We start from the raw sequence: 20,356 nt of genomic DNA, 5'->3' as shown, positions 1-20,356 counted from the left end.
GCATCGAAAGGGTGCTCCCTCGCTCGGCAAATAACGGTCTCGACAACCACTATTTTCCCAGCTCAGAGCACCCTTTCCCTGCTTAAACACGCCTGGTACCCGGCGCCCCATGAAAACCCCGGGCTAGCTCCCGGTGATGACCAGCGCAACGCTGTGGCCGCCGAAGCCGAAGGCGTTCACCAGGCCGGCTTGGGCGGTGCCCGGAGCGAAGGTGTGGACGGTGTCGGTGATGACGTTCAGGTCCACTTCAGGATCCAGTGCCTCAACATTCAGCGTCCCCGGGAGCTGGCCGGTCTGCAGGGCTTGGACCACAACAACGGCGGCCAGCGCCCCGGCTCCGCCCAAAAGGTGGCCGGTGTGGCCCTTGGTGGAGGTCACGGGGACGTCCGAACCAAGAATGGCAGTGATGGCCTGCGCCTCCAGCCGGTCCCCCACCGGGGTGGAGGTGGCGTGGGCGTGGACGAAGCCGATGTCCGCGGCCTCCATCCCGGCCGAAGCCAGGGCCTTCTGCATGACCCGCCGCTGCATGGCAGGGTCGGCCGCCACGATGTCGTTCGCGTCAGAGGTCACCGCGCCGCCGGCGACGGCGGCCAGGACAGCGGCGCCGCGCGCCCGCGCGTGCGCTTCGCTCTCCAGCACCACAATGCCGGCGCCCTCGGCGAGCACAAAGCCGTCCCGGCCGCCGTCGAACGGGCGCGACGCGCGCTGGGGTTCGCCGTTGCGCGTGGAGAGGGCCCGGATCTGGGAGAACCCGGTGATCACGAGGTCGTTCACCGAGGCGTCCACGCCGCCGGCAATCACGACGTCGGCCGCTCCGGACAGGATCATTTCGGCACCCTGGACAATGGCTTCGGCGCCGGACGCGCACGCGCTGACAGGTGTGCGGGCGCCGCCGCGGGCACCCAGGTCGATGGACACCCAGGCAGCAGGCCCGTTCACCATCAGCCGGGTGAGCGTATGCGGCGACACCCGGCGCGGGCCGCCGCTGGCCAGCGCCCTGTCCTGCTCAATCGTGGAACCGAGGCCGCCGTAGGCGGAGCCGATCACTACGGCGAACCGTTCGGGGTCGACGTCGGGCGCCCCCGCCTGCTGCCAGGCTTCCCGGGCAGCCACCAGGGCCAGTTGCCCGCACCGGTCCATCCGCTTCAGCTCGCGGGTGGTGAGGTGCTCCGTGAGGTCGGCCGTGACCTGCCCGGCGATCCGCACGGGCAACTGCCCGGCCCAGTCGTTCTCCAGCGGGGCGATCCCGGAGTGGCCGGCCAGCAGCGCTTCCCAGGTCTGCCCCACGTTGGATCCGAGGGGGTTGATGGTGCCGGCTCCCGTGATGAGGGCGCGTGGTTGGTGTGCAGACATGGGACGCTACTTTGCGGGGTTGTGCGTGCCGATGGGCACAAGGGTCAGGTCGGGGTGGTTCTTCTCGATCCGGCGCAGCGCCCAGACGTCGTTGAACAGGGCGAGGTATTCGCCGTCGGACCGCAGCAGCACCTCGGCGCCCGGCACGTTGGCCAGCGCGGGCATGGCGTCCGCCGTCGAAATCCTGGCCATGGAGTAGGGCAGGCGTTCCAGCCGCATGGGGGCGTTGAAGTCGTGCGCCATGCGGTCCTCCACCACTTCGAACTGCATGGGGCCGACGGCGGCAAGCACCGGCGCCTGGTCGCCGCGGACGTCGGAGCGGAGCACCTGGATGACGCCCTCGTGCTCGAGCTGCTCGATGCCGCGGCGGAACTGCTTGAACTTGCTGGGGTCCTTGGACCGGGCCACCTGGAAGTGTTCGGGGGCGAACAGCGGGATGGCCGGGTACTCCACCGCGTTCTCGAGGAAGAGGCTGTCGCCGACGCGGAGCGAGGAGGCGTTGACGAGGCCGACGACGTCGCCCGGGTAGGCCTCGTCGATGACCTCGCGTTCGCGGCCGAACACCTGCTGGGCGTACTTGGTGGCGAAGGACTTTCCGGTCCGGGTCTGGGTGACCACCATGCCGCGCTCGAACACGCCGGAGCACACGCGGATGAAGGCCACGTGGTCACGGTGGGCCTTGTTCATGCCTGCCTGGACCTTGAAGACAAAGCCTGAGAACGGCGACTCGACGGCGCGCGGGCTGCCGTCGACGTCGGGCCGGGGCGCCGCTGGCGGGGCGAAGTCCACCAGCGCGTCCAGCAGTTCCTTGACGCCGAAGTTCAGGGCGGCGGAGCTGAACAGGATGGGGGTGGCGGTGCCTGCGTGGAAGGCGTCGACGTCGAACTCGAGGTTGGAGTCGATCACCAGGCCGGCTTCGTCCACGGCGTCTGTCCAGTTGTTGCCCTGGGTTTCGGCGGCCTGTTCCGGTGTGAAGTATTCGGTCAGGGCGATGTTGGCGCCGGAGTTGTTGCGCTGGAAGCGGGCGAAACGGTCCTGGCGGAGGTCCCACACGCCGCGGAAATCTCCGGAGATGCCGACGGCCCACGTCAGCGGCATGGGCTGGAGGCCGGTCCGTTCGGTGATCTCGTCCATCAGAGCCAGGGCGTCCAGGCCGGGGCGGTCCCATTTGTTGATCACGGTGATGATGGGCAGGTTGCGCGCCTTGCAGACCTCGAACAGTTTCATGGTCTGGGTTTCCAGGCCCTTGGCGGCGTCCACCAGCATCACTGCGCAGTCGACGGCAGCCAGGACGCGGTAGGTGTCCTCGGAGAAGTCCGCGTGGCCGGGGGTGTCCAGCAGGTTGATGACGGTGTCCCGGTAAGAGAACTGGAGCGCCGCGGAGCTGATGGAGATGCCGCGGTCCTTTTCCATCTGCATCCAGTCCGAGACCGTTTCCTTGCGGTTGGCCTTGCCACTGGAAGCACCGGCGGTGCCGATCACCTTCGCGTGCAGCGCCAGCGCTTCGGTGAGCGTGGACTTTCCGGCGTCAGGGTGCGAAATGACGGCAAACGTCCGACGCCGGGCCGCCTGTTTGTGAATCTCGTGGACCCGGGCGGGGCTAAGGACATCTTGGGACACGGTGCTACTTTCGCTGCGGTGGGGATAACCCTTGGCGCTGGACGGGACATCGCTGGACGTGGAAAGGGCTGGCTGAGCGCCAATGTCCAAGTTTATCGCAGCGGCGGACCGGAGCCGAGGTGACCGCTTAACGCCGACGAAACCGGCAGTTCAAGACCGCGAAACCCGGCCCCGCTAGCTTGGGGCACATGATGGGCAGCCTTTTCTTCGATCCCCTTGCAAGTCCGCCTTCCGTACCGGCGGCGATGCACCGCAGCGCAGCCATACAGGCAGGCGTGCAGCGGAGCGCGGGCGCCACTGACGAGCCGTCCCGGCGCCGGACCGGCCCGGTCACTGACGAGAAAGCCGTCCGTGCGGCGTCGCTGCGCAAAGTCAGCCGGGACCTCGAGCGCCTCCTGCGGGAGCGGCCGAGCTGAACCATACTGGTTCCATGCAGGCTACGACGGTGTTGGTCGAGGGTGAAAGTGACCGGATGGCGGTCGAGAAGCTGGCCCTTCGCGCTGGCCATGACCTGACAGCCGAGCGGGTGACAGTCGTGCCGATGGGAGGCGCGACAAGCATCGTCCACTTCCTCGACCGCTACGGACCGGCCGGCGCAGGCCACCGGCTGCTCGGCCTCTGTGATGCCGGAGAGTCCCGTGTCGTCGCCCGTGCGCTCGCCCGGGCAGGTATCGGGTCCGGTTCGCTGGCCGAGCTTGGGTTCCACGTCTGTTACGCCGACCTGGAGGACGAACTCATCCGTTGCCTTGGGGTCGATGCCGTACTCAACGTCATCGCGGCCCAGGGCGAACTAGCGTCGTTCCGGATCCTCCAACGCCAGCCGGCGCAGCGCGAGCGGCCGGTAACCGCGCAGTTGCGCCGGTTCTTCGGCGGACGCAGCGGCAACAAGCTCCGATACGCGCAACTGCTCGTCGACGCCCTGCCGGCAGGGCAGGCACCCCCGCCGCTCGCCCGACTCGTTGCATCATTCTGATGTGGACGGGGACCCGAGACCGCCAGGCACCCAAACAGGCCAAAAACACCCACCCGGCCAGCCGCCGTCGGACGCGTTCCGAGGCACCTTCCGCACACCCCCTAATGGGGCACTTTCGGGCTTGCCCTTGCGGTTGTTGCCATTTCTTACCTCTATCATTGAGCTTGCGGGAAACTGCGTACTTTTGATCCCGCCGGCGGAGCATAAAACCGGCGTACCTGCGGGCGGCAGCCCGCACCTTTGAAGGGAACACTATGGCTCGGAGCCCCGAAGAATCGCTCAAGGCGACTCTGGGCAGAGTGGCTCCAGGAACTCCGTTGCGTGATGGGCTGGAACGGATCCTCCGCGGGCGCACCGGCGCGCTGATCGTGCTGGGCTCGGACCGGACCATTGATTCGATCTGCTCCGGCGGCTTCGACATCGGCATCGACTTCTCCCCCACCCGGCTGCGCGAACTGGCCAAAATGGACGGCGCCATTATCTGCGACAAGGACGCCGGAAACATCCTGCGCGCCGCCGTCCAGCTGGTCCCGGACTCAAGCATTGAAACGCAGGAGTCCGGCACCCGGCACCGCACCGCGGAACGCGTGGCCATCCAGACCGGCGTGCCCGTGATTTCCGTCAGCCAGTCCATGCAGATCATCGCCCTGTACGTGAACGGGCTCCGCCACGTGCTGGAGGGGTCCGAGAAGGTCCTGGCCCGCGCCAACCAGGCCCTCGCCACCCTGGAGCGGTACCGTTCGCGTCTGGACCAGGTGACCAGCTCGCTGTCCGCCCTGGAGATCGAGGCCATGGTGACCGTGCGGGACGTGGCCGTCACCCTGCAGCGGCAGGAGATGGTCCGCCGGATTTCGGAGGAAATCTCGCAGTACGTCCTGGAGCTCGGCGAGGACGGCCGGCTGCTGTCCCTCCAGCTGGATGAACTCACGGTGGGCCGCGGCCCCGGCAGCGACGTCATCATCCGCGACTACGCCGGCCCCGATGCGTCCGCTGACGACATCGAAAAAGCCGTCAGCGCCCTGGTGAACCTCGGCCCCACAGAGCTGATCGATCTCGGCAAGATCTCCGGGATCGTCGGATTCGCCGGCGGCGAGGCCAACCTCGACGCCGTGGTGCAGCCGCGGGGTTACCGGCTCCTGTCCGGCCTCAAGGCAGTCCCGAAGGCCGTTGCCGACCGCTTGGTGGACCACTTCGGCGGTCTGCAGTTCCTGATGGCGGCCACCATTGACGACCTCATGACCGTGGACGGCATCGGCGACCAGCGCGCCCGCACCGTCCGCGAAGGCCTCAGCAGGATGGCCGAAGCCAGCCTGCTGGACCGCTTCCTCTAAATCCCCATCGACTGTCCCCACCGGCTCCCTCGCCTCGCAAGCTCGGCCAGGGAACCCTGCCGGCGTGGGCCCACCACGGCCCTTTTGGGGGCTCAAAAGGGCACCTACGGAGCAATCGATGGGTCAGCTGAGCTGGAACACTGCCTTCGGGCTGGCCCTTGAGCCGAGCTTGGCCGTGAAGATGTAGTAGGCCCCGCCGGCCCCGGGCTTGGCCTCAATCGGCTCGCAGCCTTCCAGGGTGCGGTTCCGCGGCCACGGGAAGTTCGCCGTCTCGCTGGCACCCGGCGCGATGACCTTCACCAGGTCCTCGCTCGTGGCCTGGCAGTCCTTGGACGAAAAGATCCTGTCCGCACCGCTGGTCACCAGAAACTCCATCTGGGACGTGCCGATGTTCACTTCGCACGGCATCGTCCCGCCGTTGGTCACCTTGAGGCTGAACAGCGGGTTCTCACCGGGGCCGTAGGCGGCTTTGTCGGTGGACGCCGAAACGGTCACCAGGTTCTGGTTGCACGTCGGCGTCGGCGTCGGTGTCGGCGTGGGCGATGCCGACGGCGAAGCGTCCGGCGCAGCCGCAGTGGGGCCGCCCGTAGGGCTTCCCGTCGAGGAAACGTGGTCCGAGCTGCCGCTGAAAGCGCCAGCCACCGCAAAGCCGCCGAACACCATCGCGGTCACCATCAGCAGGGCCGCGCCCACGAACAGCCGGCGCCGCCGGTACACGGCGGGGCTCGGCGTCCGCCCGGTGCGGGTACCGGATGCGGATGCCTTGCCGCGTGCTGATGAAGTGCCTTGCCTGCCCATCCTTCTAGGCTAGAGAACCGGCCGGGCTCCGCTGTCCCACCACGCCGCGCACCCGGCCAACGCTATGGTCACGGATTGGTTTCCGGGTGCCCCGGCCGCCCCCTTTGGCCTCCCAATCAGCGGATCAACTACAGTGTTGGGATCGACGCTACAACCCTTGCCCCAGCACCTTCCCCCGCAACTTCGCCAACAAATTCGCCGGCGCCCTTGGGCGGCTCCGGGCCGGTCCACCTGCACAGCGGGATCAACGGCTGGTTCGCCGAGACCGCCCGCGACCTCCCGTGGCGTGAACCGGACTGCTCGCCGTGGGGCGTGCTGGTTAGCGAAATCATGCTCCAGCAGACGCCCGTGGTGCGGGTCCTGCCGGTGTGGCGGGAATGGCTGGAACGCTGGCCCTCCCCCGCGGACCTCGCGGCCGAACCGGCCGGGGAAGCGGTACGCCACTGGGGCAGGCTGGGCTATCCCCGCCGGGCGCTCCGGCTGCACGCGGCGGCGGTGGCCATCGGACGTGACCACGGCGGCCAGGTCCCGGACACTTACACCGAGCTGCTGAACCTCCCCGGCGTGGGAAGCTACACGGCCGCAGCGGTGGCGGCGTTCGCGTTCGGCCGCCGGGAAACGGTGGTGGACACCAACATCCGCCGCGTCCATGCACGGCTCATTTCCGGCGTCGCGCTTCCTTCACCCTCTCTGACGGCAGCGGAGATGCGGCTCGCCGCGGAACTGCTGCCGGACGACGACGGCACCTCCGTACGCTGGAACGCTGCGGTGATGGAGCTGGGGGCGCTGGTGTGCACGGCGCGGGCGCCGAAATGCTCTGTGTGTCCCGTGCGGGACTCCTGTGCCTGGCTGGCAGCAGGCGAGCCGCCGCCGTCGTACGTTCCGAAGGGGCAGGCGTGGCACGGCACCGACCGCCAGGTCCGCGGAGCCGTGATGGCCGTGCTGCGCGTGGCTGACACGCCGGTGCCGCCGGAGATGTTCACGCAGGAACCGGCGGACCTTGGGTTCGCGCCGGAGGGGATCGGCGTGCCGCTTGCGGCCCTGCACAGGCTGAACTCCGCGCCGGAACAGCTGGAACGGGCGCTGGCAGGGCTCCTCAGCGACGGCCTGGCCGAACTGCAGCAGGGCGGCTACCGGCTCCCGGCCTGAGCCTTTTGACAGCATCCTGCCCCGGCCGGATGGCATACTTCTTGGTGACCGGAACCGGGGGAATTCCATGAAAATCGTGCTTTACATCATCTGGGCGCTGTTTGTGGCGGGCGTTATATTTGCCTTTATCCACACACTGCGCAAGACCAGGCGCCACGAGAAACTGATCGCCAGCTGGCCCAAGGCGCAGGCAACGGTGACGGGCAACATAGCGGGCTGGACACATGGCGGAGGCGGCTCAACGCGGAGCAGGCGCTACTTCCCCACCTACCAGTTCGCTGACCCCAACGGAACGCTGTTTGCCGGCGAGTCAGAGGTTTCGTACGCAAACCAGCAGGTATCCGGATCGCTCCTCGAGGTGGCCTACAACCCGGCGAATCCCAACCAGTCGTTCCAGGTGGCGGCAGAGTCCAAAATGGTCCTGGGCTGCCTGGTTCCGTTCTTTGCGGTGTTCGCCCTGGTCTCGTTCTGGTTCGTCGGCATCTTCCCGGTGGGCTGAACCATGGATGCACTGAAACTGCTCTTTATTGTCCTGCCGGGACTTTTCCTGGTGCTTGGCCTGATCCTGGCGGGTTTGTCGCTGTCCGCATCCTTCCGCCGGCAACGCTCGATTTCCGGCTGGCCACACACGTCCGCCACCGTCACAGGCAACCTCCACGGCGAAGACGGGCCCGCCAGCAACGGACGCGGCCGCTTCGCGCCGTCGTATGAATTCGCCGACGCCAACGGCCAGCGGTGGCTGGGGCAGTCCGACATCTACAGCCGGGACCAGGCGATCATCGGCACCTCCATCCCGGTGGCCTACAACCCGGCCAACCCGGCGGAATCCACGCTGCCGGTCTTCGTTGTTGCAAAGGGCAGGCTGGCCACAGGTCTCATTCTGGTGACCTTCGGCGTGCTGGCAATAACGATGTTTGCGTCAGTTTCCTGGTAGCAGTGCGGGCTCCGGCCTGCCCGTCCTACGCTGAAGTATGCGCAAGTCCGGGGTAATTCTGGCACTGATATCGACGACGGCGCTCACCTCTGGCTGCTACTACTACCCTTACGAGACGCCGTGCCCGGCGATCGCGCAGGCGTCGGTGGTGTCGGTCACCGTGGCGGCCCCCTACGTGCCCCAGGTGGGCACCCTCCGCCTGAAGGCCTGCCAGGACGGCGTGTGCACGGAGGATGCCCTGGAGCTGCGGCAGGGCAGTGTGTCCATCGACCAGGGCTGCAGGCCGGACGGCTCCTGTTCGGCCACGGTGTCGCCTGACGGAACCATGATCGGCATGCTGTTCCTGGATTCCCTGACCGAATCGCCGATGGCAGTGACGGCCACCGGAACCTCCTCCAACGGGTCAGCGTTGCCGGTGCGGACGCTGGACTTCCGTCCCCGCGGCGATTTCCCCTACGGCGAGCAGTGCGGAAGGTTTGTCACCGCTTCCGTAGTGCTCGACGCCGGCGGGTTGCGCCAGGCTCCCTGACGCCCCGGCTACTGCTGGGCGGCGGGGTCGGATGCCCCGGTGTGGGGTATCTGCGGGGCTGTCCCGAAAAGCCACGCGGACACGTCGCTGCGCAGGACGAGATGGGGGCCGCCTGTCTCACTGACGCTGCCGGTGGGCACGTAGTAGCCGCGGCCGGCACCGGCCCCTCCGGCGGCCCGGTCCAGGGCTTCCACAAGGGGCTTGGTCAGATGGCCCTGGGGGCCAAGGCTCCGCAGTCCGTCGAGTTCTTCAGGGGTTAGCCTGCCCAGAATTTCAGCAATATTGGCCATGATGGATCCCTTCGAGCAGAGAGTGCCTGAAGGGACAATCTAGGGCACCGTCCTTAACGGCGGATGAACCCGGGGTGATGAGTTCACGCCGGTCAGAACAGGGTGGCCTGGCCGGTCATTCCGCCTGCCGCACCGCCGTCCGGGCCGGACAGGCCCGAATCCGCCCGCCACTCGAACCCAAGTTCGGCGAATAACTCCTCGATGGATGTCTGTCCGTCCAGAACCACCAGCGGCGGGCAGTTGTCATCGATGTCGAGCCGTTCCATGGCATCGATGATATTCGCAGGCCCTGACAGGACCGGGTGAACACACCGTGGAGGGCCCAAAGTTGGCACCGGCAAAGCCCTACGGTTCACCGAATCCGGCCTGGACCAGTCCGCCAACATAGTTGACCGCCCGCTCGGCGTCGACGCCCCAGGCTTCCACATGCAGCACCGAGCCCTTTCCCGCTGCCAGGGTCATCAGTGCCGTCATTGAGGTCCCGTCCAGGCCGTTGACGGTCACCCGCGCGTCCAGCGATGAGAGTCCGCCGGCGATTTTGGCGGCCGGGCGTGCATGCATGCCCGCCTGGTTGATGAGTTCGAAGTCGCCGGTGAACTCCGGTCCTGCCCCCGTCACTGAGCCCTCCTCGACGGCACTGATGGAGGACGACGGCGGCACTCCCGTTGCGGAGCCGTACACCGCTTCCGCCGCACGTTTGACGGCGTGCACGTCCGCGCCGCCCTGCGCCGCCACTGCGGCGGCCACCAGTCCCTCAACCAAGGGAGCGTCCGCCAGCACCACGCCGTCGGGCTCCCCCGCAAACTCCAGGGCGGATTCCGCGGTCATTACGGCGGATCCCAGATCGGTCAGGATCACCACGCCATCCGGGCCGGCAGCCTGCTCAAGGGCAGCCATGACCTTCTCCAGGCTGGTGCCGATGCGCCCGTCCGTGGTGCCCCCGGCGGCCACAATGGAGACATCAGGTGCCATCTGCGCGGCAAGTTCGGCGGCGCCGTCGGCAATCTTTTCACTATGGGAAACGACAACAAGGGAAACGGTCACGCCGCGGCCCCGACTGCCGCGCGGAGGATCAGCGCGCTGGAGGCCGCTCCCGGATCACGGTGGCCGGCGCTCCGCTCCCCCAGGTAACTGGCGCGTCCCTTACGGGCAACCATCGGATCTGTGGCGGCGGCGCCTGCCTCGGCGGCTTCGGCGGCGGCCACCAGGACCTCAAGGACACTGCCTGCCCCGTCCGCGGCGGCCGCAACGGCAGCTTCGGCGGCCGGCGTCCACGCGTCCACCATGGTCTTGTCACCCGGCTCCGCCTTGCCGCGGGCCACGATGCCGTCCCTGGCCGCGAGCAGGGCCCCTGCGAACGCAGCCGGTTCCACCTCCACCGTGTCGCCCAGCGATGCGGCGGCGCGGAGGAAGGCGGTTCCATAGAGCGGACCGGCAGCGCCGCCCACCTTGGAGATCAGCGTCATGGCCGTCAGCTTGAGTGCGGCCCCGGGCGTCTCAGGCGGCACTTCGGCAAGTTTGTCCAGCACCGCCTGGAAGCCGCGGTCCATGTTTTCGCCGTGGTCCGAGTCCCCGATGGCGCGGTCCAGTTCGATGAGCCACACCCGGTTTTCCGCCATGGCCTGCGCGCAGAGCGTCAGCCACTTCACGGCCCAGTTCGCGTCGAGCACCATGGCTACACTCCCCAGCGCAGGGCGGCCGTGTGCACGGGGGCGTCCCAGAGCCCGGTCAGCTCATCGTCCAGCCGGAGGACCGAAATGGAGCAGCCCTGCATCTCCAGGGCGGTGACGTAGTTCCCCACCAGCGAGCGTTCCACGGTGGCGCCCCTGTCCGCGGTCACCCGGGCGGCACGGCGGTACACAATGTAGAGCTCGCTCAGCGGCGTCCCGCCCATCCCGTTGACGAACAGGAGCACCTTGTCACCGGCCGCGATGCCCAGGTCGCTGAGCACGGGTTCCAGCAGCATGTCCGTGATGGTGTCGGCGTTTTCCAGCGGGATTTTGTGCCGGCCGGGTTCGCCGTGGATCCCGATGCCGATCTCGATCTCGTTGTCCTCCAGGTCGAAACTGGGCGAGCCTGCATGCGGCACGGTACATGCCGACAGCGCAACGCCCATGGTGCGGACGTTGCTGTTCACCCGCTCGCCGATGGCGGCGACGGAGTCCAGGTCATCGCCACGCTCCGCAGCGGCACCGGCGATTTTCTCGACCAGCACGGTGCCGCCCACACCCCGCCGCCCGGCCGTGTACAGCGAGTCCTCCACGGCAACGTCGTCGTTCACCAGGACGGTGCGGACCTGGATGCCTTCCGCCTCCGCCAGCTCGGCGGCGGTTTCGAAGTTCAGGACGTCGCCGGTGTAGTTTTTGACGATATGGACGACGCCGGCACCGGAGTCAACTGCCTGGGTCGCCGGAAGGATCTGGTCCGGCGTCGGCGAGGTAAACACTGCCCCCGGCACGGCGGCGTCGAGCATTCCCATGCCAACAAAGCCTGCATGCAGCGGCTCGTGGCCGCTTCCCCCGCCGGAAAGCAGCCCCACCTTGCCGGAGACCGGCGCGTCCCTGCGGGTGATGAACCGGGGCTCCGCATTGACGGCGACAAGATCCGCGTGGGCCAAGCCAAAGCCGTCCACCGACTCGTCCACCACGGCGCGGGGATCATTGATGAGTTTTTTCATGGCGGCGCTCCCGGGCGGTCCGTCTGGCGGGTGTCACTTTGACCCTACTACCGCCGCCGAACCTGCGGTAGTTCCGGCCGCTTGCCGCGAGCCCACGGCATTGTCCCTCTGGCTGCCGCCCCAATGCCGGGAACGACGAAGGGACAGCCCCCAATGACTGTCCCTTGCGCACGTGCCCCCAAACACAGGCCCTCCATAGTTTATCCATCAAATCGACTAAAGCAAGGAGATGTCCTGGCATGACGCAGCCCCGCCGTCCGGGGACGGCGGGGCTGCTGTTGATCGGGCGGCTGTTGAGGCTGCGCGGAAGAGGTCAGAGGAACTTGATCATGCGGGTATTGCCCAGGGTGTTGGGCTTCACCCTCGCGAGGTCAAGGAATTCGGCCACACCTTCGTCATGGGAGCGAAGCAGTTCGGAGTAGACCACAGGGTCCACCGCGGACTGGTCCTCCATCACGTCGAAGCCGTGGCGTTTGAAGAAGTCCACCTCGAAGGTGAGGCAGAAAACGCGCGCAACGCCGAGCGCACGGGCCCCTTCCAGCAGGCTCTCCACGAGCACGTGGCCCACGCCCTTGCCCCGCCACGCGTCCGACGCGGCAAGCGTGCGGACTTCGGCCAGGTCTTCCCACATCACGTGCAGGGCGCCGCAGCCGATGACTTCGCCGTCGGCCGATTCTGCGATCCGGAACTCCTGCAGGCTCTCGTAGTAGGCCACCGTCTCCTTGGCCATCAGGATCCGCTGGTCCGCCAGGGGTGCCACCAGTCTCTTAATGGCGGCCACATCGCCGGTACGGGCAGGGCGGATTTGGAAGGAGTCAGTCACAGGGTCAATCCTACGAGGCGATCGCTGCGGCTCGTTGACGGTGCCGGGTTGGGGCGCTCCGGTACCGGCGCCAGGTACGGCGCCAACCCCCAGACATTTGCCGGCGCCTGCTCCTTCGTCGCTTTGACGGCGCCTACACAAATGCCTGGCGGTCTGCGCCTCGTGCGTCAGTCGCCTCAAGCGTCACGCCAGACACGGTTTTAGCGCCTCGGCTCACCGCGGCCCCTGAGTTTGCGGGGTTTGCGCCCGACCTGCAACCCGAAACCGCGCTCCCCGTGACGCCGCCGGGCGAGGAAGGGGGCCATTAGCTGCATCCCGGGGTGACGCCCGGCACGAGGCGAAGGAGGCTGGGACATTTATGTAGCGTGCGTCAGAGCGAGGTACGAGCAGCACGCGGGAAATGTCCCAGCCTCCGAGCCGGAGCTAACCATAGCGGGAGGCGACCAAGCGGGCGGTAAGGAGAGCCGAAGGCGACTAGAGACCGAGCTCCGCAGGCACAGGCAAGTCCTCGTCCAGCACGTTCTTCGCCAGGAAGCTTTCCACGACGCCGTACCAGACCTTGGCGTGCTGCGGCTGCAGGATCCAGTGGTTCTCGTCGGGGAAGTACAGGAAGCGGTGCGGGGTCTGGCCGTCTTCGTCCGCGGCCAGTTGCGACTTGGACAGGAGTTCGTACCAGAGCCGCAGGCCTTCGCCGATGGGCACCCGGTAGTCCTTGTCGCCATGGATCACGAGCATGGGCGTGCTGATCTTTTCGACGTGCAGGTGCGGCGAGTTGTCGAGGGCCATCTCCTCGGTCATTTCCTTGAGCCAGTACTGGGACGCATCCGTGGTGGGGCCGAACTGGTCCAGGGCCCACAGGCTGGCGTGCGTGACGATGGCCTTGAAGCGGTCCGTCTGGCCTGCCACCCAGTTGGCCATGTAGCCGCCGAAGGACCCGCCCATGGCAGCGGTCCGGGTCTCATCGATGTCCGGACGCGCCACGGCGGTATCGGTGACGGCCATCAGGTCCGTGAACGGGGCCTTGCCCCACTCTCCCCAGCCCCGCTGAATGTGCGCCTGGCCGTAGCCGGTGGACAGCGCCGGGTCGGGCAGGAGCACCGCGTAACCCTTCGCCGTGAGCAGCCAGGGGTTCCAGCGCCAGGTCCAGGCATTCCATGATCCCAGTGGGCCGCCGTGGATCCACAGCAGCATGGGCGCGGGCGAGCCAGCCGACGCGCCGTCGGGCAGTGCCAGGTAGGCGGGCACGCGGGTGCCGTCCGGCGCAGTTGCCGCCAGCCGCTCCAGCCGGCCGGGATATTTTGGCCGTTCCGCCGGAGCTGGCAGCCTGGTGGTCTCCCCTGTTTCCAGGTCGATCCGGACGGCCTCGGGCGGGAATTCGTAGGAACTGCGCAGAGCGTAGGCGCTGCGGCCTTCAGGGGAAACCACGACGTCGGTGTACGCCGAGGCGTCCTGCGTCACCCGGGTGACGCTCACTTCCGCCGCAGAGGCCGGAACGCTGATCCGGAAAACGGGCGACGCGCCGTCGTCGTCCGCGGTGACCAGGAGGCCCGAACCGTCCGGCAGCCATGCCGCCGGCTTGGCCCAGCGGTCCCAGTCAGGCACCAGCGGGGTGAGTCCGTTGTTGCTGGCTGGACCGTCCGCCGTTCCTGAAACGTCCAGCAGGTGCAGTTTGACCTGCGGCGCCTCGTGCGGGGTGGTGTCGCTCTCGCTGAGCACCACGAGGGTGTTCCCGTCCGGGCTGACCGGGCCCGGGAAGTAGCTCATGCCCTCCTCGTCCAGGAGCACCTTCTGGCTTGCCGTGGCCACGTCCACGGCGACCAGGACCGAGCGGCTGTCCGCCTTGGCCAGGGGCCTGGTGTAGCTCGTATAGATGGTCCGGCCGTCCGGGCTGACCACCGTTTCGGCCTCGCGGAGCCGCGGGCCGGCGTCGGAGGTGAGGTTGCGTAGCTGCAGCGGCGGCGCCGCATCCACGGTGGCTGGCTTGCCTGGTTCTTTCTCATCGCCGGATTCGACGGCGAAGATCCGCGGCTGCCCCGGTCCCAGGTCGGCGTCCCAGTAGCGGACCGGGTATTCGCTGTGCAGGATGGCGGAAACTTTGTTGTCCTTGCGGGCCTTGCGGCGCTCGGCGTCGTTATCCTCGTCGGCTGACCCGGCCAGGATCTCCGCCGTGACGAAGGTGGCATCCGCGTTCCGGGCGGCCATGACGGAGCCAACGCCCCCGGGACGCGAGAGGACCACGCGCGCCTCACCGCCGTCGGCCGGCAGGAGCCAGAGGGCACTTACCGGATCGCCCTCCGGGCTGTCCGGATCCGGGCGGGCTGAGGTGAAGTAGACGTCGCCGTTGGCCGCGAAGGCAGCACCGGCCTCGCCCTTGGCGCTGCGCGTAATGCGCCGGGCGTGCTTTTCCCCGGAGGGATCAAGCTCCCAGAGGGCGGTGGCGAATTCAGTGCCTTTGCCGTTGAGCGTGGACACGGTGGTGACCAGCCGTCGGCCGTCCGGGCTCAGGGACAGGCCGCTGACGCGCGGGGTGGCCAGGTAGTGGTCAAGGTCGTGGAAAGGGGTTTCAGGTTGCTCGCCCGGGATCGCCGGATTCTCAGTTGCCATGCCCCGATTCAACACCGCCTGTGCGCCAGATCACAGCGAGTTCACTAAGAGTGAAACGACACTTTCACATCCTCCGACGCAAAGCGAAGGCCCCGCCTGCTCCTAGGTGGGAGCGGGCGGGGCCTTTGCTTTGGTGCTTAGGCGCTCGGAGCGATTTCCGGGATGCGCGGCTTGGCGTTGCCGGCGAAGGTGAACTTGGCTTCGTCTCCGTCGCCGTCCACATCCACCACAACGATGTCGCCGGCGTGGATTTCGCCGAACAGGATCTTCTCGGAGAGCTGGTCCTCGATCTCGCGCTGGATGGTGCGGCGCAGCGGCCGGGCACCCATGGCGGGATCGTAGCCGCGGGTGGCCAGGAGCACCTTGGCCTTGGGCGTGAGCTCGATGCCCATATCCTTGTCCTTCAGGCGCTTTTCCAGGCGGCCAACGAACAGGTCCACGATCTCGATGATCTCGTCCTGCGTCAGCTGCGGGAACACCACAACGTCATCCACACGGTTCAGGAACTCCGGGCGGAAGTGCTGCTTGAGCTCCTCCGTCACGCGGGCACGCATCCGGTTGTAGCCGGTCTGGGTGTCGGTGCCGGACTGGAAACCGGTGGCAACGCTCTTGGAGATGTCCCGGGTGCCGAGGTTGGTGGTCATGATGATCACGGTGTTCTTGAAGTCCACCACACGGCCCTGGGAGTCGGTCAGGCGGCCGTCTTCCAGGATCTGCAGGAGGGAGTTGAAGAGGTCCGCGTGGGCCTTTTCCACTTCGTCGAACAGGACCACGGAGAACGGACGACGGCGGACCTTCTCGGTCAGCTGTCCGCCTTCCTCGTAACCGACGTAGCCCGGAGGGGCACCGAAGAGGCGCGAAACCGTGTGCTTCTCGGAGTACTCGGACATGTCCAGCGTGATGAGGGCGTCCTCTTCACCGAACAGGAACTCCGCCAGCGCCTTGGCCAGCTCGGTCTTGCCGACGCCGGTGGGGCCGGCGAAGATGAACGAGCCGCCGGGCCGCTTGGGGTCCTTGAGCCCTGCACGGGTGCGGCGGATTGCCTGGGACAGGGCCTTGATGGCCTCGTTCTGGCCCACCACGCGCTTGTGCAGTTCGTCTTCCATCTTCAGCAGGCGCGAGGATTCTTCCTCGGTCAGCTTGAAGACCGGAATGCCGGTGGAGTTGGCCAGCACCTCGGCGATGAGATCCTCATCCACCTCGGAGATGTCGTCCATGCCGCCGGTTTTCCAGTGGCGTTCCTTCTCGGAGCGCTCGGTAATGAGCTTCTGCTCCTTGTCGCGGAGCGCGGCAGCACCTTCGAAGTCCTGCGCGTCAATCGCGGACTCCTTCTCCATCTTGAGCTTGGCGATCCGCTCGTCCATTGCCTTCAGCTCCGGCGGGGCGGTCATCCGGCGGATGCGCAGCCGGGCGCCGGCCTCATCGATCAGGTCGATGGCCTTGTCCGGCAGGAAGCGGTCCGAGATGTAACGCTCGGAGAGGGCGGCGGCCGAGGCGAGGGCGCCGTCGGTGATGGTGACGCGGTGGTGCGCTTCGTAGCGGTCACGCAGGCCCTTGAGGATCTCGATTGCATGCGCAACGGAGGGCTCCTTGACCTGGATCGGCTGGAAGCGGCGCTCCAGGGCGGCGTCCTTCTCGATGTGCTTGCGGTACTCATCCAGGGTGGTGGCACCGATGGTCTGCAGTTCACCGCGGGCCAGCATGGGCTTCAGGATGGACGCGGCATCGATGGCACCTTCGGCGGCGCCGGCACCCACGAGGGTGTGGATCTCGTCGATGAAGAGGATGATGTCGCCGCGGGTGCGGATCTCCTTGAGGACCTTCTTGAGGCGCTCTTCGAAGTCACCGCGGTACCGCGAGCCTGCCACCAGGGACCCGAGGTCCAAGGTGTACAGCTGCTTGTCCTTGATGGTTTCCGGTACGTCGCCGCGGACGATCGCCTGGGCGAGGCCTTCGACGACGGCGGTCTTGCCGACGCCGGGCTCGCCGATCAGGACAGGGTTGTTCTTGGTGCGGCGCGACAGGACCTGCATCACGCGTTCCATTTCGGATTCGCGTCCGATAACCGGGTCGAGCTTGTTCTCGCGCGCAGCCTGGGTCAGGTTACGGCCGAACTGGTCCAGGACCACGGAACCGGCAGGCGTGCCTTCGGGCTGGCCGGAGCCGACGCCAGCGCCGGGAGCTTCCTTGCCCTGGTATCCGGAGAGGAGCTGGATGACCTGCTGGCGGACGCGGTTGAGGTCTGCGCCGAGCTTCACCAGCACCTGGGCAGCAACACCCTCACCCTCGCGGATGAGTCCCAGCAGGATATGCTCCGTGCCGATGTAGTTGTGGCCCAGCTGCAGGGCTTCCCTCAGGGAGAGCTCCAGCACCTTCTTGGCGCGGGGGGTGAAGGGGATGTGGCCGGACGGGGCCTGCTGGCCCTGGCCGATAATCTCCTGCACCTGCTCGCGCACGCCGTCGAGCGAAATGCTCAAGGACTCAAGAGCCTTGGCGGCAACGCCCTCACCTTCATGGATCAGACCCAAGAGGATGTGTTCGGTACCAATGTAATTGTGGTTCAGCATGCGTGCCTCTTCTTGGGCAAGCACAACTACGCGACGGGCACGGTCCGTAAATCGCTCAAACATTTCGCCACACTCCTAGCTACGACGTACTTTGATGCTACGTGGCCGACCCAGTCTTGTGGAGCGTGTTCGCCACAGGGGAAACCGTGGCTGGCGCGGGAATATCTTCGGCAGCCTTCCCGGCGGGCCAGGATGCCCAGGCATCGGTTGCACCAAGGGGTGCAGCTAAGGCGAGGAACAAAGCTCCAAGGATTGCCGTAAACCGCCGGGACGCGCTTTTTCCAGACATTCAAGGCTGCCGCAACGCATCGATTCGGGAGGGCTAATTCGAGCGGGGCTCCCGAGCTGGCAGCAAGGGCTTTTTGGGGCTACGCGCGCGACCCTTACACATTCTTCAATTGACAGCAAAAAACCCTGCCTCCACCCGAGGGTGAAGACAGGGCCCATTACGCCGGCGAGGGGCTGTTATCAGGAATTAGCCTTTTGGTAGGCTTCCTGGATTTCAGCCTGAATTCGACCCCGGCTGTTAACCGTGTAGCCGTTGTCCCGTGCCCACTGGCGGATTTGGGCAGAGTCATTGCTGCGGGCACCAACAACCGCCTTGGCACGGGTGGCCCGGCCTGCGGATGTCTTGCGCCCTGCGGCAATAAACCGCTCCAGGGACGAACGGAGCTCGGCCGCGTTCGCCGAGGACAGATCAATTTCGTAGCTGACCCCATCGAGGCCAAAACGGACATTCTCGTCCGCGGATCCCCCATCCAGATCATCTACGAGGATGATGTTTACTTTCTGTGCCATTAAATAGTCCTCTTGGGAAGGTTCGGGTTGTCAGAAAAGCAGGATGTTCCTGTAAAAAGTATGGCCCTCTTTAAGGCAACGCGTCAAAGCGCCAATAGGTTCCTGGGGATATTTCCGGAAACTACTTTCGATTTATTTATCGGATTCCGTGTCCGGCCCGTTCAAAGGCGCAGCGGAACGTGCTTCGGCCTCGGCTTGGGCGCGTGCTTCGGCCTGCCGTTCGGACTTATCTGCATTAAAGATCGATTTCATGGCGAACCAGAAAAGCAGGCCCACTACAAGCGACGGCAGGAGTACGGCTACATATTCCATGCTCAGTGGCCTTCGGGCTTCAGGAGCGGGAAAAGGATGGTTTCGCGGATGCCGGCACCGGTGAACAGCATGACCAGCCGGTCGATGCCCAGGCCGATGCCGCCCATGGGCGGCGCGCCGTATTCGAGGGCACGGAGGAAGTCCTCGTCCAGCTGCATGGCTTCGTCGTCACCGGCGGCCGCGTGCCGGGACTGCTCTGTGAGCCGCTCGCGCTGGATGACGGGGTCGATCAGTTCGGAGAAGGCCGTACCACGCTCCATGCCGCCGATGATGAGGTCCCAGGCCTCGATCAGCCGGCCGTCTTCGCGGTGCGGACGGGCCAGCGGCTGCGCGGACGGCGGGTAGTCGTACACAAACGTGGGGTTCAGGAGCGTGGGCTCCACGATTTCTCCGAACAGTTCCACGGCGAGCTTCTCGGCGTCCCACTTCGGGTCCACCTTGACCTCGTGCTTTTCGGCGATTTCGCGCAGCACCTCCAGCGAAGTGTCGGGCGTGACCTCCTGGCCAACGGCGTCGGACAGTCCGGGGTAGACGGAGACCCAGGCCCAGTCGCCGTCGAGGTTGATCTCGCCGGCCTCGGTCTGGAGGGTGCGGCCGACGCCCACCGCATCGGCGGCGTCGAGGATGATCTCCTTGATGCGCTGCGCCATGACGAACTGGTCCGCCCAGGCCTCGTAGCACTCGAGGGTGGTGAATTCCGGGCTGTGGGTGGAGTCCACGCCCTCGTTGCGGAAGACCCGGCCCATGTCGTAAACGCGGTCGATGCCGCCCACTACCGCACGCTTGAGGTAAAGCTCGGTGGCGATCCGCAGCGTCATCTTCTGGTCGAACGCGTTCATGTGCGTCTCGAAGGGGCGCGCGAGGGCGCCGCCATGCACCAGCTGCAGGATGGGCGTTTCCACCTCCACGTAGCTGTGGCGGTGCAGGCTCTCGCGGATGGAGCGGGTGATCGCGGCGCGGGTGTAGACCATTTCACGGGCTTCGTCGCGCACCATCAGGTCAACGTAGCGCTGGCGGACGCGGGTTTCCTCGTTCAGTTCCGCGTGCAGGACGGGCAGCGGGCGGAGCGCCTTGGAGGCCATGGACCAGGAGTCGGCCATCACGGACAGCTCGCCGCGGCGGGAGGAAATCACCTCACCCTTGATGAACACGTGGTCGCCAAGGTCCACCAGGGCCTTCCAGTCGGCGAGCGCTTCTTCGCCCACGTTGGCGAGGCTGAGCATGGCCTGGAGCCGGGTGCCCTTGCCGTCAACGCCGCCTTCCTGCAGCGTGGCGAAGCACAGCTTGCCGGTGTTGCGCACAAAAACCACGCGGCCGGTGACGCCCACAACGTCGCCGGTGGTCTCGTCGGCTTCGAGGTGCGCGTACTTTTCGCGGATCTCGGTGAGGGAGTGCGTGCGCTCAACACCCACCGGGTATGCCTGGCTGCCGCGCTCGATCAGCTTGGCGCGCTTTTCCATGCGGATGCGCATCTGTTCGCTGGCGTCGAGGGGCTCTGGGGCATTCTTGGGGGCGGGGGTGTTTTGGGAAGTCACAATCCCCAAGTTTACCGGGAGTTCGGCATACCGGCTTCGCGGCCGTCCTGCCGGCTTCGCCGC

21 protein-coding genes are annotated in these 20,356 nt (G+C 66.6%); 7 read left to right on the top strand and 14 right to left on the bottom strand.

Annotation, left to right across the window (positions count from 1 at the left end; translation table 11 throughout):
• Positions 1-123 precede the first annotated feature (123 nt).
• Together EYS21_RS06525 and EYS21_RS06520 are read right to left on the bottom strand one after the other, a co-directional pair.
• The gene (locus EYS21_RS06525) at positions 124-1,353 is read right to left on the bottom strand and encodes a beta-ketoacyl-[acyl-carrier-protein] synthase family protein (protein WP_131132371.1); all 1,230 of its coding nucleotides are present in this window, start codon (positions 1,351-1,353) and stop codon (positions 124-126) included.
• Positions 1,354-1,359: 6 nt separating this feature from the next.
• Positions 1,360-2,973 (bottom strand): peptide chain release factor 3, encoded by a 1,614-nt coding sequence (locus EYS21_RS06520; protein WP_131132370.1) that lies wholly within the window; start codon positions 2,971-2,973, stop codon positions 1,360-1,362.
• A gap of 188 nt (positions 2,974-3,161) precedes the next feature.
• Between EYS21_RS06520 and EYS21_RS06515 the strand changes: the two genes are divergently transcribed.
• The 3 genes from EYS21_RS06515 to disA all read left to right on the top strand — a co-directional run bounded on the left by EYS21_RS06515 (position 3,162) and on the right by disA (position 5,277).
• Positions 3,162-3,389, top strand: a complete 228-nt coding sequence (locus tag EYS21_RS06515; RefSeq protein ID WP_131132369.1) for a hypothetical protein — start codon at positions 3,162-3,164, stop codon at positions 3,387-3,389.
• Between the two features lie 14 nt (positions 3,390-3,403).
• Positions 3,404-3,946: a TOPRIM nucleotidyl transferase/hydrolase domain-containing protein gene (locus EYS21_RS06510; protein WP_131132368.1), complete on the top strand. Its 543-nt coding sequence runs from the start codon at positions 3,404-3,406 to the stop codon at positions 3,944-3,946.
• Between the two features lie 254 nt (positions 3,947-4,200).
• A complete protein-coding gene (gene disA, locus EYS21_RS06505) occupies positions 4,201-5,277 on the top strand; it encodes a DNA integrity scanning diadenylate cyclase DisA (RefSeq protein ID WP_131132367.1) in 1,077 nt (358 codons plus the stop codon).
• A gap of 123 nt (positions 5,278-5,400) precedes the next feature.
• Here disA and EYS21_RS06500 read toward each other — a convergent pair whose 3' ends face one another.
• Positions 5,401-6,075 (bottom strand): hypothetical protein, encoded by a 675-nt coding sequence (locus EYS21_RS06500; RefSeq protein WP_131132366.1) that lies wholly within the window; start codon positions 6,073-6,075, stop codon positions 5,401-5,403.
• 207 nt (positions 6,076-6,282) lie between these two features.
• Between EYS21_RS06500 and EYS21_RS06495 the strand changes: the two genes are divergently transcribed.
• The 4 genes from EYS21_RS06495 (at position 6,283) to EYS21_RS06480 (ending at position 8,687) form a co-directional block, all read left to right on the top strand.
• On the top strand, positions 6,283-7,224 hold the full coding sequence (locus EYS21_RS06495) for an A/G-specific adenine glycosylase (RefSeq protein WP_131132365.1): 942 nt from the start codon (positions 6,283-6,285) through the stop codon (positions 7,222-7,224).
• 67 nt (positions 7,225-7,291) lie between these two features.
• Entirely contained in the window at positions 7,292-7,723 is a 432-nt protein-coding gene (locus tag EYS21_RS06490) for a DUF3592 domain-containing protein (protein WP_131132364.1), read from the top strand.
• A 3-nt stretch (positions 7,724-7,726) separates the two neighbouring features.
• Positions 7,727-8,158 (top strand): DUF3592 domain-containing protein, encoded by a 432-nt coding sequence (locus EYS21_RS06485; protein WP_131132363.1) that lies wholly within the window; start codon positions 7,727-7,729, stop codon positions 8,156-8,158.
• Between the two features lie 37 nt (positions 8,159-8,195).
• Positions 8,196-8,687 carry a hypothetical protein gene (locus tag EYS21_RS06480; protein WP_131132362.1) on the top strand — a complete coding sequence of 164 codons (492 nt, stop codon included), beginning with the start codon at positions 8,196-8,198 and terminating at the stop codon, positions 8,685-8,687.
• Between the two features lie 8 nt (positions 8,688-8,695).
• On the opposite strand, the gene EYS21_RS06475 is transcribed toward EYS21_RS06480, so the two are convergent.
• From EYS21_RS06475 to lysS, 11 genes are all read right to left on the bottom strand, one after another.
• The gene (locus EYS21_RS06475; protein WP_131132361.1) at positions 8,696-8,977 is read right to left on the bottom strand and encodes a hypothetical protein; all 282 of its coding nucleotides are present in this window, start codon (positions 8,975-8,977) and stop codon (positions 8,696-8,698) included.
• Positions 8,978-9,069: 92 nt separating this feature from the next.
• Positions 9,070-9,243, bottom strand: coding sequence for a hypothetical protein (locus EYS21_RS23355; protein ID WP_165478254.1), 174 nt, complete (start codon positions 9,241-9,243; stop codon positions 9,070-9,072).
• Between the two features lie 79 nt (positions 9,244-9,322).
• Positions 9,323-10,021 (bottom strand): dihydroxyacetone kinase phosphoryl donor subunit DhaM, encoded by a 699-nt coding sequence (gene dhaM / locus EYS21_RS06470; RefSeq protein ID WP_131132360.1) that lies wholly within the window; start codon positions 10,019-10,021, stop codon positions 9,323-9,325.
• The gene (gene dhaL, locus EYS21_RS06465) at positions 10,018-10,650 is read right to left on the bottom strand and encodes a dihydroxyacetone kinase subunit DhaL (protein ID WP_131132359.1); all 633 of its coding nucleotides are present in this window, start codon (positions 10,648-10,650) and stop codon (positions 10,018-10,020) included. The genes dhaM and dhaL overlap by 4 nt, the downstream gene beginning before the upstream one ends.
• 2 nt (positions 10,651-10,652) lie before the next feature.
• Positions 10,653-11,654 (bottom strand): dihydroxyacetone kinase subunit DhaK, encoded by a 1,002-nt coding sequence (dhaK, locus tag EYS21_RS06460; RefSeq protein WP_131132358.1) that lies wholly within the window; start codon positions 11,652-11,654, stop codon positions 10,653-10,655.
• 313 nt (positions 11,655-11,967) lie between these two features.
• Positions 11,968-12,477, bottom strand: coding sequence for an amino-acid N-acetyltransferase (locus EYS21_RS06455; protein ID WP_131132357.1), 510 nt, complete (start codon positions 12,475-12,477; stop codon positions 11,968-11,970).
• Between the two features lie 474 nt (positions 12,478-12,951).
• On the bottom strand, positions 12,952-15,081 hold the full coding sequence (locus tag EYS21_RS06450; RefSeq protein WP_131132356.1) for an alpha/beta fold hydrolase: 2,130 nt from the start codon (positions 15,079-15,081) through the stop codon (positions 12,952-12,954).
• Between the two features lie 137 nt (positions 15,082-15,218).
• Positions 15,219-17,711: an ATP-dependent Clp protease ATP-binding subunit gene (locus tag EYS21_RS06445; RefSeq protein WP_131132355.1), complete on the bottom strand. Its 2,493-nt coding sequence runs from the start codon at positions 17,709-17,711 to the stop codon at positions 15,219-15,221.
• 405 nt (positions 17,712-18,116) lie between these two features.
• Positions 18,117-18,446, bottom strand: coding sequence for an Lsr2 family protein (locus EYS21_RS06440; protein ID WP_131132354.1), 330 nt, complete (start codon positions 18,444-18,446; stop codon positions 18,117-18,119).
• 132 nt (positions 18,447-18,578) lie between these two features.
• A complete protein-coding gene (locus EYS21_RS06435) occupies positions 18,579-18,758 on the bottom strand; it encodes a hypothetical protein (protein WP_131132353.1) in 180 nt (59 codons plus the stop codon).
• Positions 18,759-18,760: 2 nt separating this feature from the next.
• Positions 18,761-20,293, bottom strand: a complete 1,533-nt coding sequence (gene lysS, locus EYS21_RS06430) for a lysine--tRNA ligase (protein WP_131132352.1) — start codon at positions 20,291-20,293, stop codon at positions 18,761-18,763.
• Between the last annotated feature and the right edge of the window lie 63 nt (positions 20,294-20,356).

This window comes from Arthrobacter sp. S39, from assembly GCF_004320525.1.
Classification (GTDB): Bacteria; Actinomycetota; Actinomycetes; order Actinomycetales; family Micrococcaceae; genus Arthrobacter.
Note: the sequence above shows the minus strand (reverse complement) of the source record. Positions and strands in the feature narration are given on the sequence as shown.